The organism is Streptococcus marimammalium DSM 18627 (assembly GCF_000380045.1).
Classification (GTDB): Bacteria; Bacillota; Bacilli; order Lactobacillales; family Streptococcaceae; genus Streptococcus; species Streptococcus marimammalium.
The window spans coordinates 180,613-205,849 of the sequence record NZ_KB904339.1 but is presented as its reverse complement, the minus strand read 5'-3'; the positions used below and the strand labels follow the sequence as shown (position 1 = coordinate 205,849).

General features: G+C 34.2%; 18 protein-coding genes and 2 pseudogenes. 1 reads left to right on the top strand and 19 read right to left on the bottom strand.

Features of this window, described 5'->3' with window-relative positions:
- From A3I1_RS0101000 to gggC, 11 genes and pseudogenes are all read right to left on the bottom strand, one after another.
- A complete protein-coding gene (locus A3I1_RS0101000; RefSeq protein WP_018369455.1) occupies positions 1 to 372 on the bottom strand; it encodes a hypothetical protein in 372 nt (123 codons plus the stop codon).
- Positions 373 to 627: 255 nt separating this feature from the next.
- Positions 628 to 870 (bottom strand): hypothetical protein, encoded by a 243-nt coding sequence (locus tag A3I1_RS0100990; RefSeq protein ID WP_018369454.1) that lies wholly within the window; start codon positions 868 to 870, stop codon positions 628 to 630.
- 337 nt (positions 871 to 1,207) lie between these two features.
- Positions 1,208 to 1,837, bottom strand: a complete 630-nt coding sequence (locus A3I1_RS0100985) for an ABC transporter ATP-binding protein (RefSeq protein ID WP_018369453.1) — start codon at positions 1,835 to 1,837, stop codon at positions 1,208 to 1,210.
- A 1-nt stretch (position 1,838) separates the two neighbouring features.
- The gene (locus tag A3I1_RS0100980) at positions 1,839 to 3,836 is read right to left on the bottom strand and encodes a bacteriocin-associated integral membrane family protein (RefSeq protein ID WP_018369452.1); all 1,998 of its coding nucleotides are present in this window, start codon (positions 3,834 to 3,836) and stop codon (positions 1,839 to 1,841) included.
- A 97-nt stretch (positions 3,837 to 3,933) separates the two neighbouring features.
- Positions 3,934 to 4,230: a lactococcin 972 family bacteriocin gene (locus A3I1_RS0100975; protein WP_018369451.1), complete on the bottom strand. Its 297-nt coding sequence runs from the start codon at positions 4,228 to 4,230 to the stop codon at positions 3,934 to 3,936.
- 351 nt (positions 4,231 to 4,581) lie between these two features.
- A complete protein-coding gene (locus tag A3I1_RS0100970; RefSeq protein ID WP_018369450.1) occupies positions 4,582 to 4,863 on the bottom strand; it encodes a hypothetical protein in 282 nt (93 codons plus the stop codon).
- Between the two features lie 45 nt (positions 4,864 to 4,908).
- Positions 4,909 to 5,304, bottom strand: coding sequence for a DUF5945 family protein (locus tag A3I1_RS0100965; RefSeq protein ID WP_018369449.1), 396 nt, complete (start codon positions 5,302 to 5,304; stop codon positions 4,909 to 4,911).
- A complete protein-coding gene (locus tag A3I1_RS0100960) occupies positions 5,301 to 5,537 on the bottom strand; it encodes a DUF5965 family protein (RefSeq protein ID WP_018369448.1) in 237 nt (78 codons plus the stop codon). Before A3I1_RS0100960 ends, A3I1_RS0100965 begins: the two co-directional genes overlap by 4 nt.
- A gap of 54 nt (positions 5,538 to 5,591) precedes the next feature.
- The gene (locus tag A3I1_RS0100955; RefSeq protein ID WP_018369447.1) at positions 5,592 to 6,680 is read right to left on the bottom strand and encodes a toprim domain-containing protein; all 1,089 of its coding nucleotides are present in this window, start codon (positions 6,678 to 6,680) and stop codon (positions 5,592 to 5,594) included.
- 38 nt (positions 6,681 to 6,718) lie between these two features.
- Complete coding sequence (locus A3I1_RS0100950) at positions 6,719 to 7,357, bottom strand: hypothetical protein (protein ID WP_018369446.1); 639 nt, start codon at positions 7,355 to 7,357, stop codon at positions 6,719 to 6,721.
- A gap of 147 nt (positions 7,358 to 7,504) precedes the next feature.
- Positions 7,505 to 9,051, bottom strand: a pseudogene (gene gggC / locus A3I1_RS08085) (streptosactin export ABC transporter GggC).
- Between the two features lie 377 nt (positions 9,052 to 9,428).
- On the opposite strand from gggC, the pseudogene A3I1_RS08660 reads away from it, so the two are divergent.
- Positions 9,429 to 9,598 (top strand): annotated as a pseudogene (locus tag A3I1_RS08660) (ISL3 family transposase); the annotation flags it as partial.
- A 68-nt stretch (positions 9,599 to 9,666) separates the two neighbouring features.
- On the opposite strand, the gene A3I1_RS07665 reads toward A3I1_RS08660, so the two are convergent.
- From A3I1_RS07665 to A3I1_RS0100905, 8 genes are all read right to left on the bottom strand, one after another.
- The gene (locus tag A3I1_RS07665) at positions 9,667 to 15,774 is read right to left on the bottom strand and encodes a ZmpA/ZmpB/ZmpC family metallo-endopeptidase (protein WP_018369445.1); all 6,108 of its coding nucleotides are present in this window, start codon (positions 15,772 to 15,774) and stop codon (positions 9,667 to 9,669) included.
- Positions 15,775 to 16,213: 439 nt separating this feature from the next.
- Positions 16,214 to 17,263 (bottom strand): 5-methylcytosine-specific restriction endonuclease system specificity protein McrC, encoded by a 1,050-nt coding sequence (gene mcrC, locus A3I1_RS0100935; protein WP_018369444.1) that lies wholly within the window; start codon positions 17,261 to 17,263, stop codon positions 16,214 to 16,216.
- Complete coding sequence (locus tag A3I1_RS0100930; protein WP_018369443.1) at positions 17,260 to 19,422, bottom strand: AAA family ATPase; 2,163 nt, start codon at positions 19,420 to 19,422, stop codon at positions 17,260 to 17,262. Before A3I1_RS0100930 ends, mcrC begins: the two co-directional genes overlap by 4 nt.
- 424 nt (positions 19,423 to 19,846) lie before the next feature.
- Positions 19,847 to 21,205 (bottom strand): 23S rRNA (uracil(1939)-C(5))-methyltransferase RlmD, encoded by a 1,359-nt coding sequence (gene rlmD, locus A3I1_RS0100925; RefSeq protein WP_026216718.1) that lies wholly within the window; start codon positions 21,203 to 21,205, stop codon positions 19,847 to 19,849.
- A 74-nt stretch (positions 21,206 to 21,279) separates the two neighbouring features.
- Positions 21,280 to 22,761 carry an LCP family protein gene (locus A3I1_RS0100920; RefSeq protein ID WP_018369441.1) on the bottom strand — a complete coding sequence of 494 codons (1,482 nt, stop codon included), beginning with the start codon at positions 22,759 to 22,761 and terminating at the stop codon, positions 21,280 to 21,282.
- Positions 22,762 to 22,922: 161 nt separating this feature from the next.
- On the bottom strand, positions 22,923 to 23,408 hold the full coding sequence (locus A3I1_RS0100915) for a shikimate kinase (protein ID WP_018369440.1): 486 nt from the start codon (positions 23,406 to 23,408) through the stop codon (positions 22,923 to 22,925).
- Positions 23,401 to 24,684 carry a 3-phosphoshikimate 1-carboxyvinyltransferase gene (aroA, locus tag A3I1_RS0100910; protein WP_018369439.1) on the bottom strand — a complete coding sequence of 428 codons (1,284 nt, stop codon included), beginning with the start codon at positions 24,682 to 24,684 and terminating at the stop codon, positions 23,401 to 23,403. The genes A3I1_RS0100915 and aroA overlap by 8 nt, the downstream gene beginning before the upstream one ends.
- Before the next feature lie 102 nt (positions 24,685 to 24,786).
- The gene (locus A3I1_RS0100905) at positions 24,787 to 25,128 is read right to left on the bottom strand and encodes a YlbF/YmcA family competence regulator (RefSeq protein WP_018369438.1); all 342 of its coding nucleotides are present in this window, start codon (positions 25,126 to 25,128) and stop codon (positions 24,787 to 24,789) included.
- Between the last annotated feature and the right edge of the window lie 109 nt (positions 25,129 to 25,237).

The following is a 25,237-nucleotide window of genomic DNA, read 5'->3' as shown; positions in this document are numbered from 1 at the left end:
CTATCCTATTCTTAATCGATTATCACGTTTTCCATCCCAGCCGTCAATAACATTAGTAAATATCCAATCTGCTCCTGCACCAATTCCAGCTGATGCAATGGTTCTAATGATTGTATTTGCAAAAGCATTTCCGATATGAATTCCTAGTACACCTAATCCCTTGACAATACCAGCCAATAAGGCAGAACGCATTCCGTAAGATCCAAGAACTAATTGAAGTCCGCCGCCACCTGCTGCTGCTAACGCTGTATATGCCGCTCCTGTAATTGCTCCTGTGATTGCCCACTTAGGTACGTAGAATGCTCCTCCATCAAGATACGTCATCTCTTCTTGATTAAGAACTACATAATTATTTGGTAATACTAATTCCATAAGAATTCTCCTTTCGTAATTAAGCATGGTTAGGATCACTCCTAACAAGTGATAGACAACTTAGTTTATATTTCCTTAAACACCTAGATAAGACATCCTTTCTCAGTCTTATTGTAATTTATAGATTGTCTTAGGATAAACCCAAATTATTGTTTAAAACTCAACATTTCTAAAATCCAATCAAGATAAGTTTCATTATCATAAACAATACGAGCTTCTACAGGCATATCCTTTTGAAGTATAATCGTTTCACTCTTAGTGCTCACATTTTTTTATTTCATTATTAAATAATTGATAATAGTTATCATTCTCAAGTTCTGTAAAAGATATTATTTTTTTATCATTTACATTGATATTACCTTCTGAAATATGTTCTACCATAATCCAAGATCCTAAGATATCATTTTTTAGACTCATGTTTTCTATTCCTTTTCTAAGCATCAACAATATTGCTATTTTCTTGAAATTTCCTTTGTTCAATTCTGTGAAGGGTGTCATATCTCTATGATTTTGTTTATCAACTAAAGTGTATTTTAGAAAGCGTAAAACTATCTGATATTTACCACTAAGTTACATTCAATTCTATTTAAATCGCTATTAAATTCTTCAAAATTTAACAACTTGTGATTTTTAAAAACTCATAAAAATTAAATTTTTAAGTTTCTTTGTCTATTTTTCTTACAACATTATTACTCACTACAGTTGACAATAAACCTGAAAAGCTAAAAACTGCCCACGGTAAGTCGTGAACAGTTGAAACTTTTTAAAATCCTTTCACTAATTCAACAATAGTCATATGGTCATTGTTAAATATTTAATAGTATCTACTATTCTCTCACAAGTTATCCATGGAAATAATCTCATCTGCCATTGCCCAAATGGATGGATTATGAGTGGCAATAATAATGACTCTATTCTCATCTCTCAATGACAGAAGAATGTCCATAATCACTTTAGCTGTTTCAGGGTCAATTGAGGCTGTTGGTTCGTCTGCTAAGATGAACGGAGGATTCTTTAGAATCACCTTAGCCAAGGCCACACGTTGTGATTCACCACCAGATAGCTCAAAAATTTTCTTGTTCAGACTGAGATAAGACAAACCAACACGCTCTAGGGCATCTTTTTCTTTCTTGTGTTGTTCAGCCTTACTTAGTTTGTGACCAATGAGACCTAGCTTCAGATTTTCCTCTATGGTATGACTTTCCATCAGTCCAAAATTTTGAAATAAATAACCCGACTCATGACGGAAAAAATCACTCGGTTTATATTTGCTCAAATCCTTATCACGAAAGAAGATCGTGCCATCATAACTTTCAAGTTTACCCATCATGTTCATGAGTGTTGTTTTACCACTACCACTTGAACCTATCAAGGCATAGACCTTGCCAGCTTCAAAAGTCATGGAAATATCTGAAAATAAAACACGTTCACCAAACTGTTTGCCAACTTTTTCTAATCGAATCATCTTAGGCTCCTTTCAAAATAAGCATTGACATTTGATTTTCCTTCTTCATTTGTAGAGAGAGTTGCATCACAGAAATGCCAATAAACAATAATAGTACCAAGAAAGCAATCATGATATCCGTCGCGAGAAAAACACTTCCAAGACAACCAAGAAAGAAAACAGCTATTTGTGCTAGCAGATAGTTTCTATGAATTTCTAAGAAACGAAGACCTGCTATACGTTTAATCAAAATATCTCGTCTAAATTCTTCAAAATACAGTTGATTCATTGTATGAAAGAGCAAAATAGATGTCAAAATGCCTAATATTGCGCCAGCAGTCATTACCCAAACCTCCCTTTCTATATTATCTAGTAAGGTTTGATGGATATGATAACCTGTCTGAAGTTCCGAAATCCAGTTGCCAAGTCCGTGTTTTGCAATCAGAGACTGGGTGTCTTCTAAATTATCAAAAAAGAAATAGGATTGTAGTGAAGCCTCCCAGAAAGAATAAGATTGTTGTCCAGTTGAATGGGGTGTTAAGACAATGATAATAGGATCACTAAGAAATTGTTGGTACGATAGAGGAGTTGTGTTATAGACAAATCGCTGATACCCAGTTTCCACGTAAGAAACTATTGCTCGCATTTCTTGACGGCTATCCTCACTAGCCATGATATTAGTGATATAGTCTTCAAAAACGGTTTTATAGTGAGTTTCATCTGAATGAAGTTTGTCAGGTAATAAGAGGACAAACTCACCAACATCTAATTGATTGATTTTTTCTTCAATTTCAGGCGCCACTGTGATTTTTTGCCGTTTTAGATAGTCAGGAGTAACAATCACAACATTGCCTTCAGGCTCGTAATTCTCATGAAAGGATGAGATGGCTTGACTACTTTGCATTCCTTGTTCAACGAGATAGTGTCTGGAAAGAATGGCATTTTGTTCTTCAACTGCTTGATCAATCACTTGATACCACGTTTTCTGTTTTTCGATTGTTTCTTCGTCATAGCTTATTGAAGCGGCCTCACGCCCAAAACTCAAGGCAACTAGCTGATTTTCTTTTTGCCAAAACTCATGCCCTTGATCTTGTTGTTGAAAAGCTTGTGAATATATCAGTGTTCGACTGACACCAATGGCAACAATGATGACCGCTAAAAGTTGACCGATTAAAATCAGGCTTATGATCCCTCTGACTGGAATTTGTCCCTTGATAACCTGCATCAAGTGGACTTTTTTAATCCCAATAGCAAATAAACTGGTGAAAAACAAGGAAATAGCCAGTAATAATAGATTATAGAGAACTAGACTAGCGCAAATACTATAAAAAACAATTAAAGGAACTGAAACCACTGTTTTTAAGCTAATGACTAAAATTAAACTAGCTACTAGACCTATAGAAGCATTAATCAAGTCTTGAGTAAGTGGTCTCACAAAAATTCGCCAGCGACTTTCACCAGAAATTAAGCGAATACCAGCTGTTCTTAAGGCACGAATTTGACTAATTAAACTAAGTGCTCCAAAGGTTAAGAAGAAAATTAATAATCCGATGAGTTGAAAACCATTGCCAAATACAGAAGCTAACCTAGTGAAAAAGGTGGGATTAACCAAATAAATTCTCGTCAATCCTACTTCATTTAATGCTGTTCTCAACAAATCCAAGTCCAAATGACCATTAAAGATAAAATAGTTAGTCAAAGTACTACTATTTTTAGAAGCTTCCAGTGATCTTTCAGTAAGCCCTTCTGGTAATTTTCCAGTCCCAAATGTTGTATAAGAAAAGACTGCTTTGCCTTCTGGTCCAGTTTCTTGATGCTGAATGGCAATGACACTATCCGTTTCTTGTGCTAATCTTTCCAAACGTTCAGCAACCTCATCAAAACTAACATCAGAGGAAGCATCCATTACCGCAACACTAGGATAATAATAAGAGACATAAGTATCTGACCAGATGGTAATGACCCATACCAAAAAGAGACTAACAAGTAAATTAGATAAAAGGATAAAAACTCTTTTCATAAAGTCCTCTCATTCTAAAAGAGGGCGGGACTAAGCCCGCCCATATCTTATATATACTTTTCTTTATTTAATAGTATCATGATAACTTACTAGAATTTTACCATCCTGCATCAAATACAACATTTTCACCAAAATCTGTATTAATAAAAGCATAAGATGTTCTGGACGCACCAGCATAAGCAGTTTTTTGTCTATTTCGTGTTGTACTTCCGACATAAGACCTATGGTATCTTGAAGGGTGATAATAATTTGAAATTGCTCCCCAATTATTTGGATCATGGTAACCGCCATAAGTCCACTCACCACCACGATAAGAAACAGCTAAAACAAGAAGTGTCACAGAAAATAATAAGATAGCAGGAGTTGTTCCAATTACTGTTCTAATTTTTAACATAACATATCTCCTTTATTATATAAACAAAAAACCAAACTGACTACAATCTACATTAGGTATTTAAACTCATTATATTTTTCTATTATTTCTCCTTTCCAATCTAAAAACCAACACCTATTTATAATATTTACCATTTTTTGAGAACTGAAAACAAGCAGAACTTCATTTTAATACTGTTCAAAATATCAATAATAATTCAAAAATTATATTTATAAGTATATTTTAATATTAAAATAGGCATATGTCAAGTATTTATACATTAAATATTTGAAGAATTTTCTAATATTATATAAAAACTCCTAAAAAGAAGAAATAATGTGGATTTTTTTAAAATTATCCTAGTCCATGCTATTATTTCGGTTTCTTCATTTGCTTAAATTGCTCTATCCGTCTTTCTAATTGTTCTGTATTTAATTTATTCTTTGCTTCAGTAATCGAATCATCCAAGATCAGTTCTTTTGCTACTGGTGTTTTGACAACTTCTTCTAAACTTATATTTTGGCTTTTTGAATCAAAAACCACATCAAGCAATTGATTAACTTTGCTCAATTCACTTTCAGACATTATCGACAAGCGATGAATAAGACGTTTAAAACTATCCTGATGGTGAGATTTCTTTTTAAATAATTGCATCATTTTCCTCCTCATAAAAAGCAGTCTGACTAAGACTGCTTTCGTTTATAAATCATAGATTGCAACTGATATAGCTTGCAATTTTTTATTTTGCTTATTTTTATCATCAATTAACTGGTGTAACTCTTCAATTTTTTTCTGACTTTGTATCATATCTTCCTTGTTTTGAGCCATTACATCAGCTAAGTGTTGTTTATAATCATTAGTAATTGTTGAAGTAGAAGTTTTGTTAGGAACTGATTGATTTTGTGTTTCTGATTCTGATTCTACTTTTTCCTTGGATTGTATTTGTGATTTTTTAAAGTCTGTCACATAGTCTACTTCTTCATTTTCTTCTTGCTTTTCCTTATTAAATAGCGCAGCGATTTTAGCACGTTCTTCTGTTAAAGATGTTGCTGTTTTTTCGTCTAGTGGTTGGTCAAAAGTCCAATCTTTTGTCATGTGTTAGTTTCCTCGTTTCTATTAATAGTTTGGTTTGAAACAATAGTGTTCTGACCAAAGGCTTGATTTAAGGCTTCATCAAAACTTAATCGACTCAGTTTTTGACGTTTGATAAAAGTACTATACATAGCACTTTGCAGTTGTTCACGATAGACCTCTAACTTTTCAGTCTCCTTAAAAACTTTTTCTTCTTGCCTAGCAACCTTATCAGTCAGGCGATCAATCACACTCATAAAGTAGTCCTCCTTATCATTTTCTATCTTATGTGAACCGTCTTGATTTTGTTATCACAACTCTAAGACCGCCTTTGAATGAGAAAATGATTTATTTCTAATGAGTTGTGTTTGTGCTGAGTGGATAATTTTAGTTAGGGAAGGATTCTGATAATTTTTAACCACATCATTCCAATCAGATTTTGTTTCCTTTTCCTGTAAAACTGGCAAATCTTGTTTAACAGGTAGGCCTTTCTCTAATAGTTTCTTGCAAAACTCCCGCCCAGCTTCGTCATTATCAACAGCTAAAGTCACAATGTTTGGATGAGTCTTAAAAAAGGTTGTTGTATCTTGTATGATCTGAAGATATTGTGTCAACTTATTTAATTTTACAGTATCCATAAAATTTATCTTGTTTCTTTCTTCTGCAGCTAAACGTAACGTTTGATAGGCAATCACAGAAAGTTTTAAGCCTTCCATAGAAACTAAACGAACATCTGATAGATTGTTCTGATGTAATTGGTAGTAACTCATCATATCAATAACAGACTCACAAAAGATAAGTCGGTTGGGCTTGCCAATATCAAAACTCATGCCAACATAACCATGAGAACCTTTCATGATTTTCTTTAAATACTCTCGTTCATATCTGCTTTTATTTTTTTTAATTCCCTGAAGACTTGCTCCTTCTAATTGTCCTTTATGATTAAAACTCTTAAAGACAAGCACAGATTCCTTGAATGATTTTGTCTTGTAATTTGCTTGGGCTAGCAATCCTTGCCTACCAAAAGCATTGATTGTCTCATCACTTAATCCTCTAACTTGATTTAAGTAGGTTCTAGCTTGAACAAAGGGCTCTTCAGATAAATAATAATGAAATGGGCGGTAAGTATTCTCAGTAACCTTGGCTTGTTTAAAGTCACCCGTTTCAAGAAAAGACAATGCTTCTTTAAAAGAAACGTTCGCAACCAATTGAACGAAGTCAATCACATCCCCTTGTATATTACGTGAAAACCACTTAAAAGTATTGGTATCAGCAAAAATACGAAAGGAATCATGTTCTGGGTGTTCGTACACTTGCCCTGATAATTGTCTAAAGGAATAACCTAGACTTGCTGCCACATCTAAGATAGCTTTTTGTTTAACAGATTCAATTTTTGTCATCTCATCTCCCTATCAAAAAAGCAGAAGATTTTCTCCTGCTAGTTTGACTCCCTTGTTATACTTCCTTGTAATTCTGGGATGCTTGAGTTACCATCCGTAGAGGATTCTTTGAGGTCGTCTAGTTTTCCATTCCAAATGGTTAATTGGTTGACAAGGAGTTTATCTGAAAATTTTGTGTATGATATTTTCAAAGACTTTGTTTCTGTTTGATTGGTTTTCTGAGCTTTTTCACTAATATCCGATACATAAGTAACTCGGTAAGACACTTCCACAATTGCTTCATTGGTTTTAGTATTAATATAAATATTAGCCTTATCAAAACGATAATCCAAGATATAATCCTTATAAACCTGATTGATAGAGTCTTCTTGACGAGTAACTTCTTCTTTATAAGCTGAATCTGTCATATAAGGGGCAATACAGATATTATTCTCCCCTAGTTTTTTCTTTGTATAATACTGGATTAAAAATTCATTAACAAGTTCATCCGATAAGACCGTTTCCTTTTCTTTTTGTTTCTCCTTAGTAAACAATTTATGAGCTTCAGCCTTGATTTGCTTATTTGTTTGAGTTGATACCGACTGATAACCGATAGTATACCCAATCATCACAATAAAGCTGATAATAGCAAAACTTCCCAAACTAATCAAAAGCCTGACTTTCATTTTATTTAACATCGTTGTTGCCATCTCCTTTTTCATTAAGATAGCACTATCATAACAAGAGTTCCTTGAAATAAATATCACAAAAAGCCATCCACCTCGTGAATGACAATTTTATAAACAATTCAATATTATTTTTATCCATTAGAAATTAGATTTTCTCTACTGTGATAAATCAATAATCTTATCATATCTTGCTAGTGTCTCATCATCATAATGATGGATTACCTCCACCAGAGTCTGAGGTAATGTCATCAAAATATCTGAAATTTGACTAGCATTTGCTTTATCAAGATTTGATTTAATCTCATCTGCCAAAATCAGTTGGCTATCATGATACAAACTACGTGCGATTTCTAAGCGCTGCTTCTCTCCTCCAGAGAGCTCATTAGCATAAATTAGCTGATGATTTTTCAATGACAAAAGATTAATCGAGGTTAAAATCTGATGGATTTTATGACTATTGATAGACTTTCCTAGAGCAATATTTTCTTCAAGACTCAACCCATCAAAAACAAAGGAATCTTGTAAAACATAGCTCATCAACATAGGATACTGCCTTTTTTCTAAAAACTGACCAGAAAAGCTAATTTCCCCAGAATCTGGCACAATCATTCCATAAATCATGTTTAAAAGTGTTGTCTTTCCACTTCCACTTGGACCGATGATAGCAACTTTTTCACCTTGTTGAATAGTAAAAGATAAGTTTTGAAAGATGTTTTTATCACCAAGTTTTAAACTAACATGATTAAATACGATAGGAAACAAAGATTTAGAAGTCAGCTCAATATTTTCAGACTTATTGTCTTGAAGTAAGAAAGCATACTGTTCTCTTAGTTTCTTTGTTGATTTGTAGGTGTTGATGAAATAAGACAATTCATTAAACTGATAGCTAATATTGTGAGAAACGAGATAAATCCCTACAAAGCTAGCGCCAGATAAATAGTCATAATAAATCATCACCCCTCCAATAATGATGGGAACAACTGAACAAAAAGCATCAATGCTATTGATAATCACATTATTAACTGTTCGTTGCTGCTCGTAATGAATATCCTGATTAATCCTTACCTTCAAATACTTTAAAAAACGTTTGAAAAAGAAATCTCTGGCGCCATAATTTTTAATAACTCTTTCACCATCAATAATATTGGTTACTTGAGACAGATAATCTTGATTAACTGTCGATTTTTCTTTAGAAAGTGATCTAGTTTTTTACTACCAATACCACTACAAAGAGTTGGAATAGAGTAAAAAAAGACAAAAATCAAGCCCAACCAAAAATTGGTGACTAAGGCATATATAATTGAAACACTGGTAAAACCAAGCGATGACATGATGATGACAGCAGGTTCAAGGTATGAGACTTCCAATTGCTTAACATCATTTTCAAGACTAGACAAAATATCACCTTGTCCAATACTTTTATCGTAAAGGAAATGTTTGAATAGCCGACGTTTCATGGCTAATGTAAAATCTGCCACTAGCCTAGCATAGTAATACCGTTTCCCTGCCAAACCAACTAAAATAATGAGGTTACCAATAACACCTAAAAATAGCGCTTGCCAAAGAACATCAAGAGTCTTTTCTTCAAAACTTGAGACAATCATAGAAATAAGGCCGGGAATAATAACAGCCTCTAACCAAGTCACAGCGATGAATAGACTATATAAAAATAGATGCTTTTTTAAAATGAATTGCTTAAGCATAACTAATAAACCTTTCCTGTACTGCCCGTAAAACTCTCCAGTATTAATGTTAAACTTGATTGTATCTCTCTTATTGTTCACCTTTACTTAAGAAATCCAATCAATATCTATTAATGTCAATTGTTCATCTGATTCTAATCGTTGTGTCAACTTTATATCATTTTTATATAAAACATTTTTATTTTTTTACCATTTACAATAACAATTTTGATTAAATGTATTAACTCTTATTGTTGTTTCTATTATACTATGAATTTTGGAAAATAATGAGATCTTTATAAAATAAGATCTCATTATTTTCTCATCGATACAAAAAAGCAACTCCCTCTTAGTTAATCATATTTTTCTCAACTATCCTAAGAATATTTAAAAAATAAATCTCAGATGCAATTAAATCTCCTTATTTAAACGCAAAACTAAAAATGACTAATAAACTCATCAAAGCTATCAAAGAACAGGCTTTGGATTTGGCAATTTTAAAACAAAAATGATCATTGCTTTGCACATAAAAAGAGAGAATCAAATGATTCTCTCTCGAATTAGATGACTAGTCACCTACTACAGTTGACAATGTGCCTTAAAATAGAGTTGAACTGAAATGATAGAAAATTTTTATCAATTAAAAATTGATTGTCTAAACTCATCAGTTTCACGTAGATAAGCATTATAGATTTTCTTTTTCAACAAGTTAACCCAGCTTGCAGCAGTATGATTAGTAGAGCGTGGTAAGTTGTCAAAATCTTTCTGAGCAGCAGCATCCATAAGTTCTTGTAATTGACTAAGACTACTGATAGTAATAGTTGTAGTACTTTGAGGATTTCCTAATTCATATTGTATAGTGATTGGTTTAAGAGTTGGCAACTTATCAATTCTTTCTTGATACATTGCTTTTTTAAAGGCTGCCCAGCTTTCATATTTTCCATTAAAGATATGTTCTAGGACATGTTGGTCTGTAATCAATGGTACATTTTTATTAAACCAGCTAGACCACGTTAATGAGTTATCTGCAATAGCAACATCTCCTAATTGATTGGATGCATAAGGAATGAAACCGTTATGGTAACCTTTTTCTGCCAGTAATTCAAAAGCGATACGCTTGAACATGACATCTCCTGGTGCACCATTTTTATTATCTAAAGCAGCATAAATAGGAGAGTGTAAGCTAGTCGTATAATAACCATTACGACCACGTCTTCCTTCTCTATAATCACGTCTATTAAGAATATTATTATCAATAAGACTATTAAAATCAGTTATTTTTGCAACCTCTTCATCAGTTAATGCTCGTACACTATTTCCAGCATGTGTTTTTTTACCTGTTTTTTCATCAGTAACATAATAATTTTCAATCGTGCGATACCATTCTTTTTTAACTTCTGGAGTTGCTTTTAAAACACTTTGTGCTTCTAAATATTCTAAGCTATAGACAACATCAAACATCCCTCTGATATATTGTTGTAAATCATCAGCATTATTAAACCTAGTTTTAGGTGAAATAGTATGCATTCTCGTATCAGAGTCAGGATAATCATTAAAGAGGTGATTAATCGTTATCGTTGCCTCATCAATATTATCAGGAGACTGTAGTAAGCCTAAGGCAAATAGTTCTGCCCCAAGTCCTGTTCGTCTACCATTTCCTTCAAAATAAATATTACCATCAAAATTATGAACCATTTCATGAGTCATGGTAGAGCCACCAACTCTATCTAAAATACGATAATAGACAAAACTAACATCATGGCCAGTGGCATAGGCCCCAGCACCATTATTTGCATACCATTTACCAACTGGACCAAAGAAATCTCTAATAGAGGCGTCCTTGGATTCTAAAGTTCTCCAACTTGATTGGGTAGCATTATTTCGATAGTTAAATCCATCATAATTGAGAATACTTTTTGCTAATTTTTCACGTGATTCTGGACTTAATATTTTATACCAAAAGTCAAAATGATCACGATGCCATTTAGCTGTTGTATCAACTAATTGGTGCATGTACGTCTTATAATCTTCACCATTTGGCGTTTCATTATTATAGAGATATCTTTCATAACCACCAAAGGAAATAGTTGAAAGGGTTGAAATAATATAAAGACTTTCTTCTTTCATAGTTAATAAAGGAAGAATCATATTTTTAAATAACCAACTATTTTGTGTTAGTTTATCATACAATCCAATAGCAAATTGATCATCACGTGTAGCAGTTTCTTGTTTAGACCTAACCTCAGGAATATCAGACAATGTTTCAACAATGTATGCTTTGCTATTATCTTTGAACCAACGACTATTTGATTTGTTTGGTAAAAAGAGTTGACGGTAGGTTTCCAATAAGTTAAAGAGCGTATTTTGATGTTTAGGATATGCCAATAGTTTACTATAGGTCTGAACGGTATTTTTACCTTTTAATTGTTCAAAACCAGATTTACCAATATTTATGATGACATCTAAACTATTACTATCTTGAGAACCAAAGAAGTCATGCTTGAATGCTGTTAAATCTTTTGTATTTAGGTCATCATAATTAATGTCGTACCAACGATTCATATAAGCTAGACCTAATAAAATAGCCTCTTTATTTTCTTTAATAGTACTAATCAGATAGTCTTTCACACTCTTACCTTTTGTGTTGATAGACTGGTTCATGGTTAATACTTTTCTGATTTGATTAGCTAGATTGCTTTTAACGTCCGCAAAACTTTCTTCAAGGAACAATTCGTATAACTTATCATTATCTGTCATTTTAAGAGTAGTTTTCAAACTTTCCTCAGAAAAAACAACAGTATTTAGTTCAGGTAGCACTTGGTTGATAACATCGGTATAATCTGAAATAAATTCCTCAGGTGTATAGATAAGATCTGTACCAGCTATTTGATATTCAAAGATATCTGTATTTTTAAACTGACCAATAACGTTTAATGGCAGATAGTCGATAGTCCCATCTACATAATGTAACATTAGTTTATTGATAGCATTCTTTTGATTAGCAATATCAATGATAGCTTCAGAGTCTTTCATTGGAACAACATCAAGAAGCTTAGTCTGATACAGTTTATCGCTAATAGATATTTTATTCCCTTGATAGATAATCCATTCTTTATTATAAAATGGAACGAGTTTTTCCACATTATAATAAGCAGTAGAACGTTCAGAAACAGCATTTTTAAGAACTGTATAATCTAAATCTTCATGACGTTCTAATAGATTTTTACTATCAGTAATCGTTGCCGTAATATGATAATTAGTCAGTTTATTAGTAATATCATCAGGTGAAATCTGTGTTGTCCATTTGTCAACTCGTCCTTTGTTGTCTGTTGTGACAGCATATGCTTGACGGATATTAGCATTTTTATGAGCAGTATCTCCGTGGATAAGATTACCATTTTGAATGTCAATATCACTAATAACATCATTAACTTGACCGTTAAACCATGTTGAACCAACAATTCCACCAACTTGATTATTTCCAGAATAGTTAATTTTTCCTCTAGCAATGGCGTTTGATAAATGGGCATTATTGTCCATCAAACCAACTAGTCCACCACCACGATGTGTTTGACCAGTGTTTGGTAAATTCAATGTCACATTAGTTGAAGCAGAGCTTAGACTGGCTTTATTTAATCGACCAGCAATCCCTCCAACCATGTATCCAGTTTGCCTGTTGGCAGAACTATTAATCGTTCCTTCGAAGCTAACATTTTGAATAGTACTATTTTCAATCCCAGCACCTATGATACCACCTACAACATTAGAGCCTGTGATATGACCCATCGCAGCAATATCTTCTAAGTGACTGTTGCTAACAGTATTGGCTAAGGTCCCAAGCTCTGATGTTTCTGCCTCAATGGAGACATTTTTGAGATCAAGATGCGTTATAGTAGCTTTTTTAAGGGTGTTAAATAATGGTTTTCTTAAATCATAGACGGCATACTTATTGCCATTATATTCTGCTGTTAAAGTACCACTAAATTCATCAACATATGAGATATCATTTTGTGAAACGTTAATACCACTAGCGGTTAAATTCGCACCTATTGTGTAAGAACCAGATGGATTATTCTTGATGGCTGCTATCAAATCCTTAAAATTTGTATAGACAGCATCATCCCTTTGAGATTTAGCAACAAAAAAGTGGAAACCTGATTGATATTGTGTATCTTCTGCCATCTGTTTATCTTGGACTAATTCATCAAACATCACTGATACTTTATAAGCGTTTAGATGACTTGGATCTTCTGAAATATCTGAAATAGGCAATAATTTCTCTTTGAATCGATCTGATTTAATCTTGATGAAGAAATTATCTAACTGCGTTGGTTTTTCAGCAAATGACATTAAGCGTTTAAAGGTTTGCTCTTCTTTTTCATAAATTTCTATCTCATCTACATCTTTGAATTCAATTTTCTTATAGTCAAGTCGGAATATTTCAGTATTGTCTGAAAGCTTAGTGATATTGCCATTACCAATATTATACTGAAGTTCAGTTTTAAGAGTATAGTCAGTATAATAATCAAGATTTGATAAGGTTACAGAATCATTTATATTAGCAATTTCTATTTCTCTAAGAAGATTAGAATCTTGATAAAGATAAAGCTTAGACGAAAGAGCGGCTTGATCTTGATCATTCAAAGTAAATGTTACCGTAGCTTCTTTACGTTCTTCATTTTTAGTGATTGCTTTAATAGCCAACGTTGGGACACTTTTTAATTGACCATCTAAAGCTTGACGTGCAGATTTTAAATCATCTAGTGCTTTTTTAACATTTGTTTTATTGGCTTCTTTATCATTTAATACAGCATAAGCATTGGAAAGCGCTTGATCATATGCATTCTTTTTAAAATTTTCTGCTAATCGATATAACAAATCCTGTTTTACAATGTCTTTATCATCATATTCAGCTTGAAGTTGTCGTTTATCTACTTTTATACCAATGGTGGTAATTTGATCAACAGGAGCTAACGTTTGTGTAGACGATATTTCTTCTGTTTTAATAGTTTGACCATCAATAAGATGGATACGCCTAACGATTTCACGTTTACCTTTGACTCCAGGACGTATCTCAGCCTCTTCATCTTCGTATTTATCAGCATCATTAACCACTACATGATTAAAATCAATGTCCTCAATTTCTGTCTCAATTTTATAAATAACTTCAGCTACATTGTCTGCTTGTCTAGGTGCTGTTTCAGGAACCTTACTCTCTTTAACCTTTGTACCTATAGCAACAATTTGATTGACTGGAGCTTTACTGACTTCGTTTGAGATTTCTTCGCTACTAATCACACTGCCATCAATAGTATCAATTTTAGTAGTGATGGTGCGTAGTCCTGTGACTCCCTCCTGAATGACTTTTGATTCACCAACAAAAAGTTCATCACTGTCTTGCGTTTCTTCAGTAAATGGAATAATAGATGTTGTGGTTTCTAGTCGACTCTCAACTCTTGCCTCTTCTNGNTCTGCTTGTCTAGGTGCTGTTTCAGGAACCTTGCTCTCTTTAACCTTTGTGCCTATAGCAACAATTTGATTGACTGGAGCTTTACTGACTTCGTTTGAGATTTCTTCGCTACTNATCACACTNCCATCAATNGTATCAATTTTNGTAGTGATGGTGCGNAGTCCTGTGACTCCCTCCTGAATGACTTTTGATTCACCAACAAAAAGTTCATCACTGTCTTGCGTTTCTTCAGTAAATGGAATAATAGATGTTGTGGTTTCTAGTCGACTCTCAACTCTTGCCTCTTCTGGATCTGCTTGTCTAGGTGCTGTTTCAGGAACCTTACTCTCTTCAACCTTTGTGCCTATGACAACAATTCGATTGACTGGAGCTTTACTGACTTCGTTTGAGATTTCTTCGCTACTGATCACACTACCATCAATGGTATCAATTTTGGTAGTGATGGTGCGAAGTCCTGTGACTCCCTCCTGAATGACTTTTGATTCGCCAACAAAAAGTTCATCACTGTCTTGCGTTTCTTCAGTAAATGGAATAATAGATGTTGTGGTTTCTAGTCGACTCTCAACTCTTGCCTCTTCTGGTTCTGCTTGTCTAGGTGCTGTTTCAGGAACTTTTACGATATTAGATGATGTCGAACTGTCTGTCTCAACATCTTTGATATTATCTTTAGGGATTTTAAAATAACCAATATAATCATAGCCATTTATAGTGACTGGCTTTGGTAAAGGTTGAGTGGATTCAATCTGGAATGTTTGGTTAAATTGAGATAAAACATCATTTTTTAGCGCTAAAACCTCTTGTGAACTCATTGTTATTCCACTAGCTGTCAATAACAAAAGACTAACTATAACCTCTTTTTTATGCTTCCTTTTTGTAATAACAATAGTTATAAGTATGAGACCAGATGCCATTAATATAATATCTGATGTTTGTTGACCAGTTTTAGGTAGAGTTTTATTTTGAGAATCTGATACTATTTTTTCTTGAGGCTTATAGACAAAATAATAGGCGGTATCATTCTCTTCAATTTGTGAAGGAAATCCTTTTATGATTTGATCATACTCTTTCTTTGTCAATTCGGAATCAATAACATAGTGGTAGGATATTGTTTTGAGAGCTTTTGTACTAGATGTTGACTGATTAGCTGAAACAATTTGTGCTGGTCCATCAGAAAATCCCACAAATAGGCTGGCTATTGCAACAGACAAAAATCCAATCGATAATTTACGAAAGGAAAATTTCTGTCTTTTCTCACGGTTAAAAGGTGCTTTCATATGGCCTCCAAAAAAATAATATTATCTACTATTCTATCATAAATATCAGAAGAAAATCGTTGGTTTGATTAATAGTTTTGTATAAAATGCACTATTACACTTGATGAGAGAAAATCAGAAAAATAAGAAACCTTGATATAATAAAAACCAAGCAACTACACAAAAAATATGCTGATGACTCGTATATTACAAAAATATTCGTTATTTACTACATACTCTTGAAACTCGCTATCATACTATCAAAAACTACCGAAATAAAACTTCTGTCAATTTCACTTTTAGAAGTTCAAAAATTTCCCTTATCATATGAAATAAATGCTTTGATTTTGTATCTAACTTTTGGGGTGCAGTTCAGTTTTCAAGGTTTTTCCTTTCTTCATATTTCTCCTAAAAATAAAAAAGTGAGGACATTTTTTAAATGTTCTCACTTTATAATTTATCAACATACCTTATTAATATCTTCAAAATGAGATATTACAATTTTATCTAATTCCTCAGCAATATCCTTAAATGATAAATTTAAATCTAAGGTTTGTACACTAATCTGATTTCCATGCATTTGATACACATTATCTGGCTGAATCTCAGCGTCCGTCTTCGCATATAGCAACATTCCTGAAACCGTATTATCAATGTCACCAAACTGATACTCACGGTTTTTTACATAGGTGAATATCTGGTATAAGTTATTCGAGTGAAGAGTATGCTTATCGAACTGGACTTGTGTCATACTCGTATAATACTTTGCATCAATAATCAATACCGTATTTCCTCTTTGTAAGTGAATATCACTCTGCATAATTGGAAGCATATCTCCAATTCCGTCATCTAATGACCACGGTATCTGAGAAGCACTCACGGATAGCTCCGGATAGTGCTTTTTATAATATTCGAGGATAAATTTCTCATACAGCCGGAACATTCTCTGCTCATCAAGAAAATCCATTAGCTTTGTTGTTCCATCAGTGTTTGTCTGGAGCAACCCTTTTACTACCAAATAACATATAGAAATCAGCATCTGGTATGACTGATTGTTCCTGTTATATTGCATATTCCAGTTCACAGAGTATAAATCAATTGGTGTTACATCCACAAAGAATACCATTAGCTTACGAAGTTCCTTTTTTCTGTTTTTTGCAATATCCGCCTTCAGAAGAAACTCCACGGTTGATTTGATGATTCGATTCATAGTACTATTTACAGAAAAATCATCATATGTACAAATCAACTTTTTTCTAATCATACTCTGTATCTTTATGGATTCGGCAATATCAATTTTGCCTCGGAGTGATGATAATTCCTCCGTCTGAGATATATACTCTTTCCCAAGTCCACGCTTCAGCTGGGTAACGATACCTTTTGCCAATATTGCTGCCATCAGCTCTGCGGTATTATTAAATTCTTCAGTAGCTATTCTTTTGTACCCCTGTTCATTCAGAACTTTGAAGGCATACGACAGCATATAGTAGACATTTTGAATGGGTATCACTTAATAGCACTCCTTAAATTACTACTCCAATCTTTCACCTTTGTTGGCTCATCAAACCAGTATTCCTTCAAAAGCGGAATCAATTCATACTCAACAATTCCAGACAATACTCGGTCATCAATCGTGTCCGGTGACAGATTGCAGAAATAGCTATGACCTATATAGAAGCCATCGCCTAATGATTCATCGTTAGATATCACATGATTCAAGCTCTCCACACAGTCAATCAACTTATCAAATTTTTCATTTTCTAAGCTCATTCTATATTCTCTGAATCCGTCCGTTGTAAAACCTGGCTTTATTTCAAAGAAAGCGAATCTTCTTCTAAGTGCATAATCCAACATAGCCAAGCTACGATCAGCAGTATTCATCGTGCCAATAATATAAATATTCTTAGGAACAGAGAATTTCTCATCAGAATATAAAAGCTGTAACGAAACGCCTCTCTTGTCATTCTCAATAAGCATAAACAGCTCACCAAATATTTTACTTAGGTTACCTCTGTTGATTTCATCGATAATAAAGAAGTAATCATTGTCTCCATCAATTTCTGCCTTCTTACAGAAGTTATAGAAAGCACCTCGTTTCAGTTCAAATTCATCCGTCGAAGGTCTAAAGCCCATGATGAAGTCTTCATACGAATAACTCTGATGGAACTGAACCATCATGACTCTTTCTACATCCTTTACTCCCATCATAGAAAATGCGAGCCTTTTAGCTGCAAAAGTCTTACCGACACCGGGAGCACCCTGAAGATTAATATTTTTCTTGATACGAAGAATACTAGCTAATTTGTCGTACTCTTCTTCTGGCATAAAGACCTCGGACAAGAAATCTTCCTTTGTATATACTGGATAAGATTTTTCAACCTCTTCAACATCCTCTTCAGACTCATCTTCAAATAAAGCATTAAGCTTTTCAACATAATCTGTATAAGCAGTAATATCTGTGAGTGTTTTCATGGCTGCCTGACCCGGATGGGGCCACTCTCCTTTATGAGTCCAATTAACCTGACGGGTATTTCTGTATTCGTCAGAACGCTCTTCATCAAATTCATAATTCGATGTAACAACACCTCGGCCTACCAGTTGATGCATACCTTTCTTTACAAAGATAATATCTCCAACTTTCATCTCATTCGCAAACTGCCATGTAGCATGGGCAGCGTTTTTATAGGAAAGTTTTTCGTCGAAGGTTTCCTTCATTTTCACCTTCATTGCATCCTTTGAATTAAACTCTCGAAGGTCACCAATCTCACCCCAACCAATTGCCATAATACCGACATTATAGAATTCATCCCACATACATGATCCTTCACCAGGTGCATAAATCCAATAGTGGACAGTAGCAACATCATCCGCAAGCGTATCACTTACCTTTGTGGTAGCTTTCTTCTCTATAGCCTTCTCCTGATTAATCTGTTCTGAATACTTCCATGCATCGAAGGACAATTCCTTGAAGTCTTTCAATTCACACCTGGAGCTTTGCAAATAACTGCGCAAAGACTCTGCTATTTGGAAATATTTAGATGAAGAAATCTTAGCTTCAATCTCTGGTAACCCACTGACAATATCAGCTGGAACCTTTCCAGATTCATAAATATACCATTCATTTCGACTATCCAAGTTCAGAAACGAATTCGGTGAAATCCAGTACAAAGCCATTGTAATCTTGCTATTTCCATTACCTTTTTTATTGATAGCCAAGTCAAAATAGTGTGCAACTTTCTCTCTACAGTCAACAGTGGGCTCCTGAGCATAAGCCAAAGCGGATGCAAATAGCTGCCATAAATCATCAATGTCACTCTGTCCACGTTCATCAATAAAATAATAGAAAGTGGCATTCTGAGGATTAAGCACTGGCAGACTGTCAAACGATGTAGGTACTGCTGCTTTAACATCAAATTGTTCAGCAACTGCTGCTAAAATCTTGATGCGATTTTCATCCTTCAGTTTCTTGTTGAAGAGGCCAAACACAGTAAAAGGGTCAATGTCAATGAGATTATTATCCCTTTCCAAAGTAGGCATATTCATACCTGTCATAGTATAGATCGCTTTCACCTTTTCTACGAGTTCATCTCTTCTGTCTTTATAATCTAATAGTTTTGACGAGAATTCCTTATAAAAATCTACCCAATCAAATTGATCTTTCTTTTTCAAACTAACCTCCACTTGTATTTTACAATACGCTAATATTATCTATAAGTCTAAAATAATTAAAGTTGTAAGCTTGTTACAAATCTGCCACAATTTCTTACAACATAAATTATATCACACAAATATACCAACTATTTTTCTTACTATGTTATTTTGAAAAAAATTTATAACCACTCACGGGAAAATGAACGATGAAATTTCATAGGATCTAACTTACAATAAATAGATTGACGTTGGAGTGCAATTTCATTTCCACATACTCCCTATTAAAATTACCTTTTTGCCCCCTAACCGTCTATGGGAATATATTTCATAAAGATCTATCAGCATTTGTACTAACTCAAATTTTACTTTTACTTTAATACTTCCGCACCATACTAAAAGAGCCTAGAAATCAAGCCTTTTCTAAACTCTGAAACGGTGGGCTTTATTCTTCTCTCACCAATACTCCAACACACTCCACGTGGTGCGTTTGTGGGAACAAGTCCACGGGTTGTACTTTTTCAAGGTGGTAGCCTAGCTCTTGATAGCGTTTGACATCACGCGCCATGGTACTCGGGTTACATGAGATATAGGTGATTTTACGGGCCTTTGTTTTGGTACTGGCTTCGATAAAGCTCTCTGCCAAGCCTTTTCTTGGTGGATCGACCATAATCACATCTGGTTTGATACCTTCTTCCACCCATTTAGCCATGGCATTTTCTGCACTATCACAGACATAGGTAGCGTTTGTAATGCTATTTTGGCTGGCGTTGTGTTGCGCATCTTTGACTGCTTCTTTGATCACTTCAACGCCATAAACGTGTTTGACTTGGTTAGCCACAGACAAACCAATTGTCCCAATACCTGAGTAGGCGTCAATCACCACATCATCAGCTGTTAATTCGGAAAAATCAATGGCTATCTGATAGAGTTTTTCAGCCATTTGTGTGTTTACCTGATAAAAGGCTGGTGCTGATATTGAAAACTCATAGCCTAACATGGTATCTGTTATAGTGTCCTTACCATAAAGTGTTTTATAAGTTTTGCCAAGAATAGCATTGCCTTTTTGGTCATTAATATTTTGAAGAATGGATTTGACTTGAGGAAATTCTGATACAACTGCTTCAATGACTTGCTCAATCCTAAAAATCTTCGGACGTGTGGTAATAAGAACTAACATCATTTCACCCGTATAGTGTCCGCGACGAATAAGGATATGACGAATCAATCCTGTTTGACTCGTTTCATCATATGGAGTCAATTCAAAACGTCTAAACAAGTTTCGCAAATAATTGATAAGCTTGTCAATTTCTGGCTCTTGGATGAAATAATCAGAAATCGGTACTAGATCGTGAGAATGTTTCCTAAAAAAACCTGTCTCGATTTGACCATCAATACGACGGACAGGAATCTGTGCCTTATTGCGATAGTGTTTCGGGTTGGTCATACCTATGGTTTCTAAAACAGGAATATCAGTAAGTTTAGCTATCTTGTAAAGATTATCTGCCACCTGTTTTTGCTTAAATTTTAATTGCTTTTCATAAGACAGATGCGCTAAATCAGCAATTCCAGTTCTTAAATAATCAACATGAACATTTTTTTCTCGGTAAGGTGAGTAAGTTTGGTAACTTTCAACTTTACCAAATCCCATCTTTTTGCTCACTTTTAAGACCCGCATGGTGATTTTTTCACCAGGTAAAGCATTTTCAATAAAGAAAACAAGACCATTATGTTTAGCAATGCCTTCACCTTGATGACTTAGGTCAACTATTTCCACTTCTACTAAATCATTTTTTTTCAACATCATAAAGACTACTTTCTTTTATACATTTCTTTCATTCCACAAAAAAGAGTGGCAAGCCACTCTATTATATCATATTATCGTATACCTAATTCAGAAAGACGGTTTTGGTACTTGTCAAAATCAATAGTAAGACCTAGGCCACCGTACATATCATAGTCGTCAATCCAATCACCCATCTCAGGAATAGTCTCTTGATGAATACCTTCCTTGCCACTGCTCACTACAGATAAACCATTACTAATCAAAAATGGATAAGAAACATTAGTTGAGGTAAGCGCATAAATTTTTCCAATCGCTGCAGAACCTGTAAATAGTTTCATCGGATCTTTGATTTGATTTATTACAGCAGCCATCACTTGTTGCTGACGCTTTGTTCTACCATAGTCCCCTTCATCATCTTTGCGAAAACGAGCATAGTTGAGAAGTGTTCTACCATCCATTCGCTGTCTTCCAATACGAATAGTTTGATCAGGTACAATACCATTTTCCATCCTTAAATCATCGGGCACATCAACTGACTCAACTACTTCGCCATCAATAGTAGAAAATTGAGCATCAATAGCAACCCCGTTTGGAAAAAGGGTATCAATCGCTTCTGCAAATGTTTCAAAATCAATCATAACATAATATTTGATGTCAATATCAAAATTACGTTTAAGGGTTTGACGCATAAACTCAGCCCCCTGATTATCATTTTGTTCACCAATCGCAAAAGCTGAATTGAGCTTGCTATCATAACTATAGTCATCATAGCTTACGCCTTCAATATTGACTAAAATATCACGCATGAAGCTGACCATCTTAACCTGACCTGATTCATTGCCAATATTAACCACCATAATTGTGTCAGTTCTTGCTTCATCAGATCCTTGACTAACACGTCTATCACTACCTAATACTAAGATATTAGTACCATCACTCGTGTCTTCTCCATTGAAAACTTCTTCAATTGCTGGGCTGAAGTTGGCACTATCAGATGAAACATCATGCATTCCTTTGAAAAACATGATAAGCATACCAATAAAGGTTAAAACAATGAGGGCTAAAAAGAGCTTAAGAAAGGTCTTAAAACGAAAACGACGTTTCCTTGGTTTTTTCTTAACAAAAGGTGCATCAGGTTCTACCATATCACGTCGCACAAGTCGTTTTTGTTTTCTTGAGCGTCTCTTTTCACTTGCACGATACTTGGGTAACCCATCAATCACGTAGTTATCTTCTTCAATATCCTCATAATTGTCATAATGATTATAATTATCATAATCATCATATTGGTTATAATCATCCTGCTCGTTATATCTTTGTCTAGTATATTGAGAACTCCTATCATAATCAGAAGGTCTATATGTATTTTGTCTTCTTAGTGTTGGTTGTGGTGCTTGACGATCTTGTGTAAAGTAATTAGAACTCCCACTTTGTGCCCTATAAGTTTGGAATTTACTATGTAAATAATTAAATTCCTCTTCTTCTCTCTGATTTAAATAATGAATATTTTTTAAGAGGTACTGATAGCGCAGTTCTTCATGGTGAGTCAAGCCTATATCTCTTTTTCTTGCCATTGCTTTTTCCTATCTGTACTTTTTTTTCTGTGACACGATGAATTTTTTTCAATTGTCCCACAATCATTTAAAATTTTATACTGATTTTAAGGAACTGTCAACTATTCACAGTAAAACAAGCTATTACTACAAGGTTATTGGCTGTTTTTTCTTTTTTAGTGTCATTCACTGAGCAATAAAATCTTGATTAGTTCACTAGGAGTTCTACTTCCCACCTCAATAATCAAAGTTGCTACCTCTTCATATAAGCTTTGTCTTTTTAGAAAAAGATGAAAGAGGTCTTCTTTTTTCAGCGACAAAAACAACGGACGATTGGCCATGCTATCTTGTTTTAAACGTTCATAAAGAGCTTCAAAATCTAATCGTAGAAAAATAACAGCTTCTGCCTGTTTGAACAGTTCTCTATTAATGGCTTTTTCAACAATCCCACCACCAGTAGCAATGATCTGATCAGTTGCTAACAATTCTTGTAAGATTTCTGATTCTCTTTGTCTAAGTAAATCTTCTTCTCCTTGATCAAAGTAATCATAAATAGGACGTCTATATTTTTGTTCCAAATAATCATCCATATCAATCGCATCTTTTGACCAAGCTTTAGCTAGAGTTGTCTTGCCAGAACCCATAAAACCAATTAAAAACTTAGCCATCAATTAAGTCCTCCAAATCATTGAAAAAATTAGGATAGCTGGTTTTAATAGCCTCTTCCCCAGTTAAATGAACCTGACCTGATGAAACAATCAAAGCGGCAACCACAATCATCATAGCAATTCGGTGGTCTTTATGGCTATCAAGTATAGCGCCATGTAAAGCTGTCGGACCATTAATTACCATACCGTCATCAGTGGCATAAATATCAGCTCCCATAGATTTCAACGAAGAAACAATAAGGGCTATGCGATTACTCTCTTTGACTTTTAGTTCTTTAGCATCTTTAATAATCGTTTGACCATGAGCTTGAGTTGCTAACAAAGCAATGATAGGTAATTCATCAATCAAACGTGGAATGATAGTGCCAGAAATAGTGGTACCTACTAACGATGAAGAAGAAACTGTTATGCTGGCAGATTGGTTTTTCTCATCACGATGTGAGATAAGGAGTTTTCCACCCATTTCTTCAATAACATCTAAAATACCTGTTCTTGTAGGGTTAATCCCAACATTGTCTAATCTGATTTGACTATTTGGAACAATCAAACCCGCAACCAACCAAAAAGCTGCACTTGAAATATCACCTGGTATTGTTACTTCTTGTCCTTTTAACTTCTCTTTACCATAGACACGAATAGTCTTCCCCTCACAACTAATTCTGCCACCAAACTGATGTAACATTTCTTCCGTATGATTTCTCGTTATTTCTTTTTCTACAATCATACTCTCACCTTGGGCTTGAAGAGCAGCAAAAATCAAAGCAGATTTGACTTGAGCAGAAGCTACTGGCAAATGATAGCTTATTGGAGAGAGATTTTTTGAGCCTTTAAGAGTCAAAGGAGGAAACTGTTTCTTCTCATAGCCAGAAATAGAAACCCCCATTTTCTTTAAGGGGATTACAATTCTATCCATTGGACGTCTCGATAAACTTGCATCTCCAACCAAATGAACTTTAGAAGGAAAACCAGCTAAAATCCCAGCAATAAGTCGCATGGATGTTCCTGAATTACCCATATCTAAAGAAGTATCCGGCTGTTTCAGCCCTTCAAAACCACTACCAATAATCTTAATAAGTTGTCCCTCTTGATAAATCCTCACTCCCATAGCTTGAAAGGCTTTGATGGTTGCCAAAACATCTTCACTTTCTAAGAGACCATTAATAAGCGTTGTCCCTTGACTAATGCTACCAAACATTATGGCTCTATGACTGATAGATTTATCACCAGGAAGACGAAGACTTCCCTTTAATGATGATACATGTGTTCTTAATTTCATAGTTAATCCTTGTTACTATTTTATATGACTTATCATTTAGACAATAAACAAAAACACCTAAAATGTGAGAGAAAACTCAACATTAAGATGTTTTAATAGATTTTATTCTGCTAATTCTTGTAATGGTTTAAAGATAATTTTTTCAATATCTTGAATATAAACGGATAAACGTTGCTGATTATCAAAGAAATGCTTAAGGAGTTCATTTTTTTCAATTTTTTCTCCTAGTTCCTGTAAAGTTTTTTGTTCTTCTTGACCAGGCATTTGTCCAGTTGTCATCATGGATTGGATTTTTTGTTGTGCTTCTAAAAATTCTTGCCATAAAGCTTTAGCATCCTCATTAGCATCTACTTCTTTTTTAGCAGCAACAACTGCTTTATATTCCTCTAAACCACGAATGCCTCTTTCAAGTGAATTAGCAAGGTCATAGATATTTACTGACATAGTTTTCTCCTTTATGATAAGTCTTATTAATCAAGTGATTAATTATCCTTATCATTATAACATATTCCTTATTTTTTAGCTTTTATCATATAGTATAAAAATATTAAAC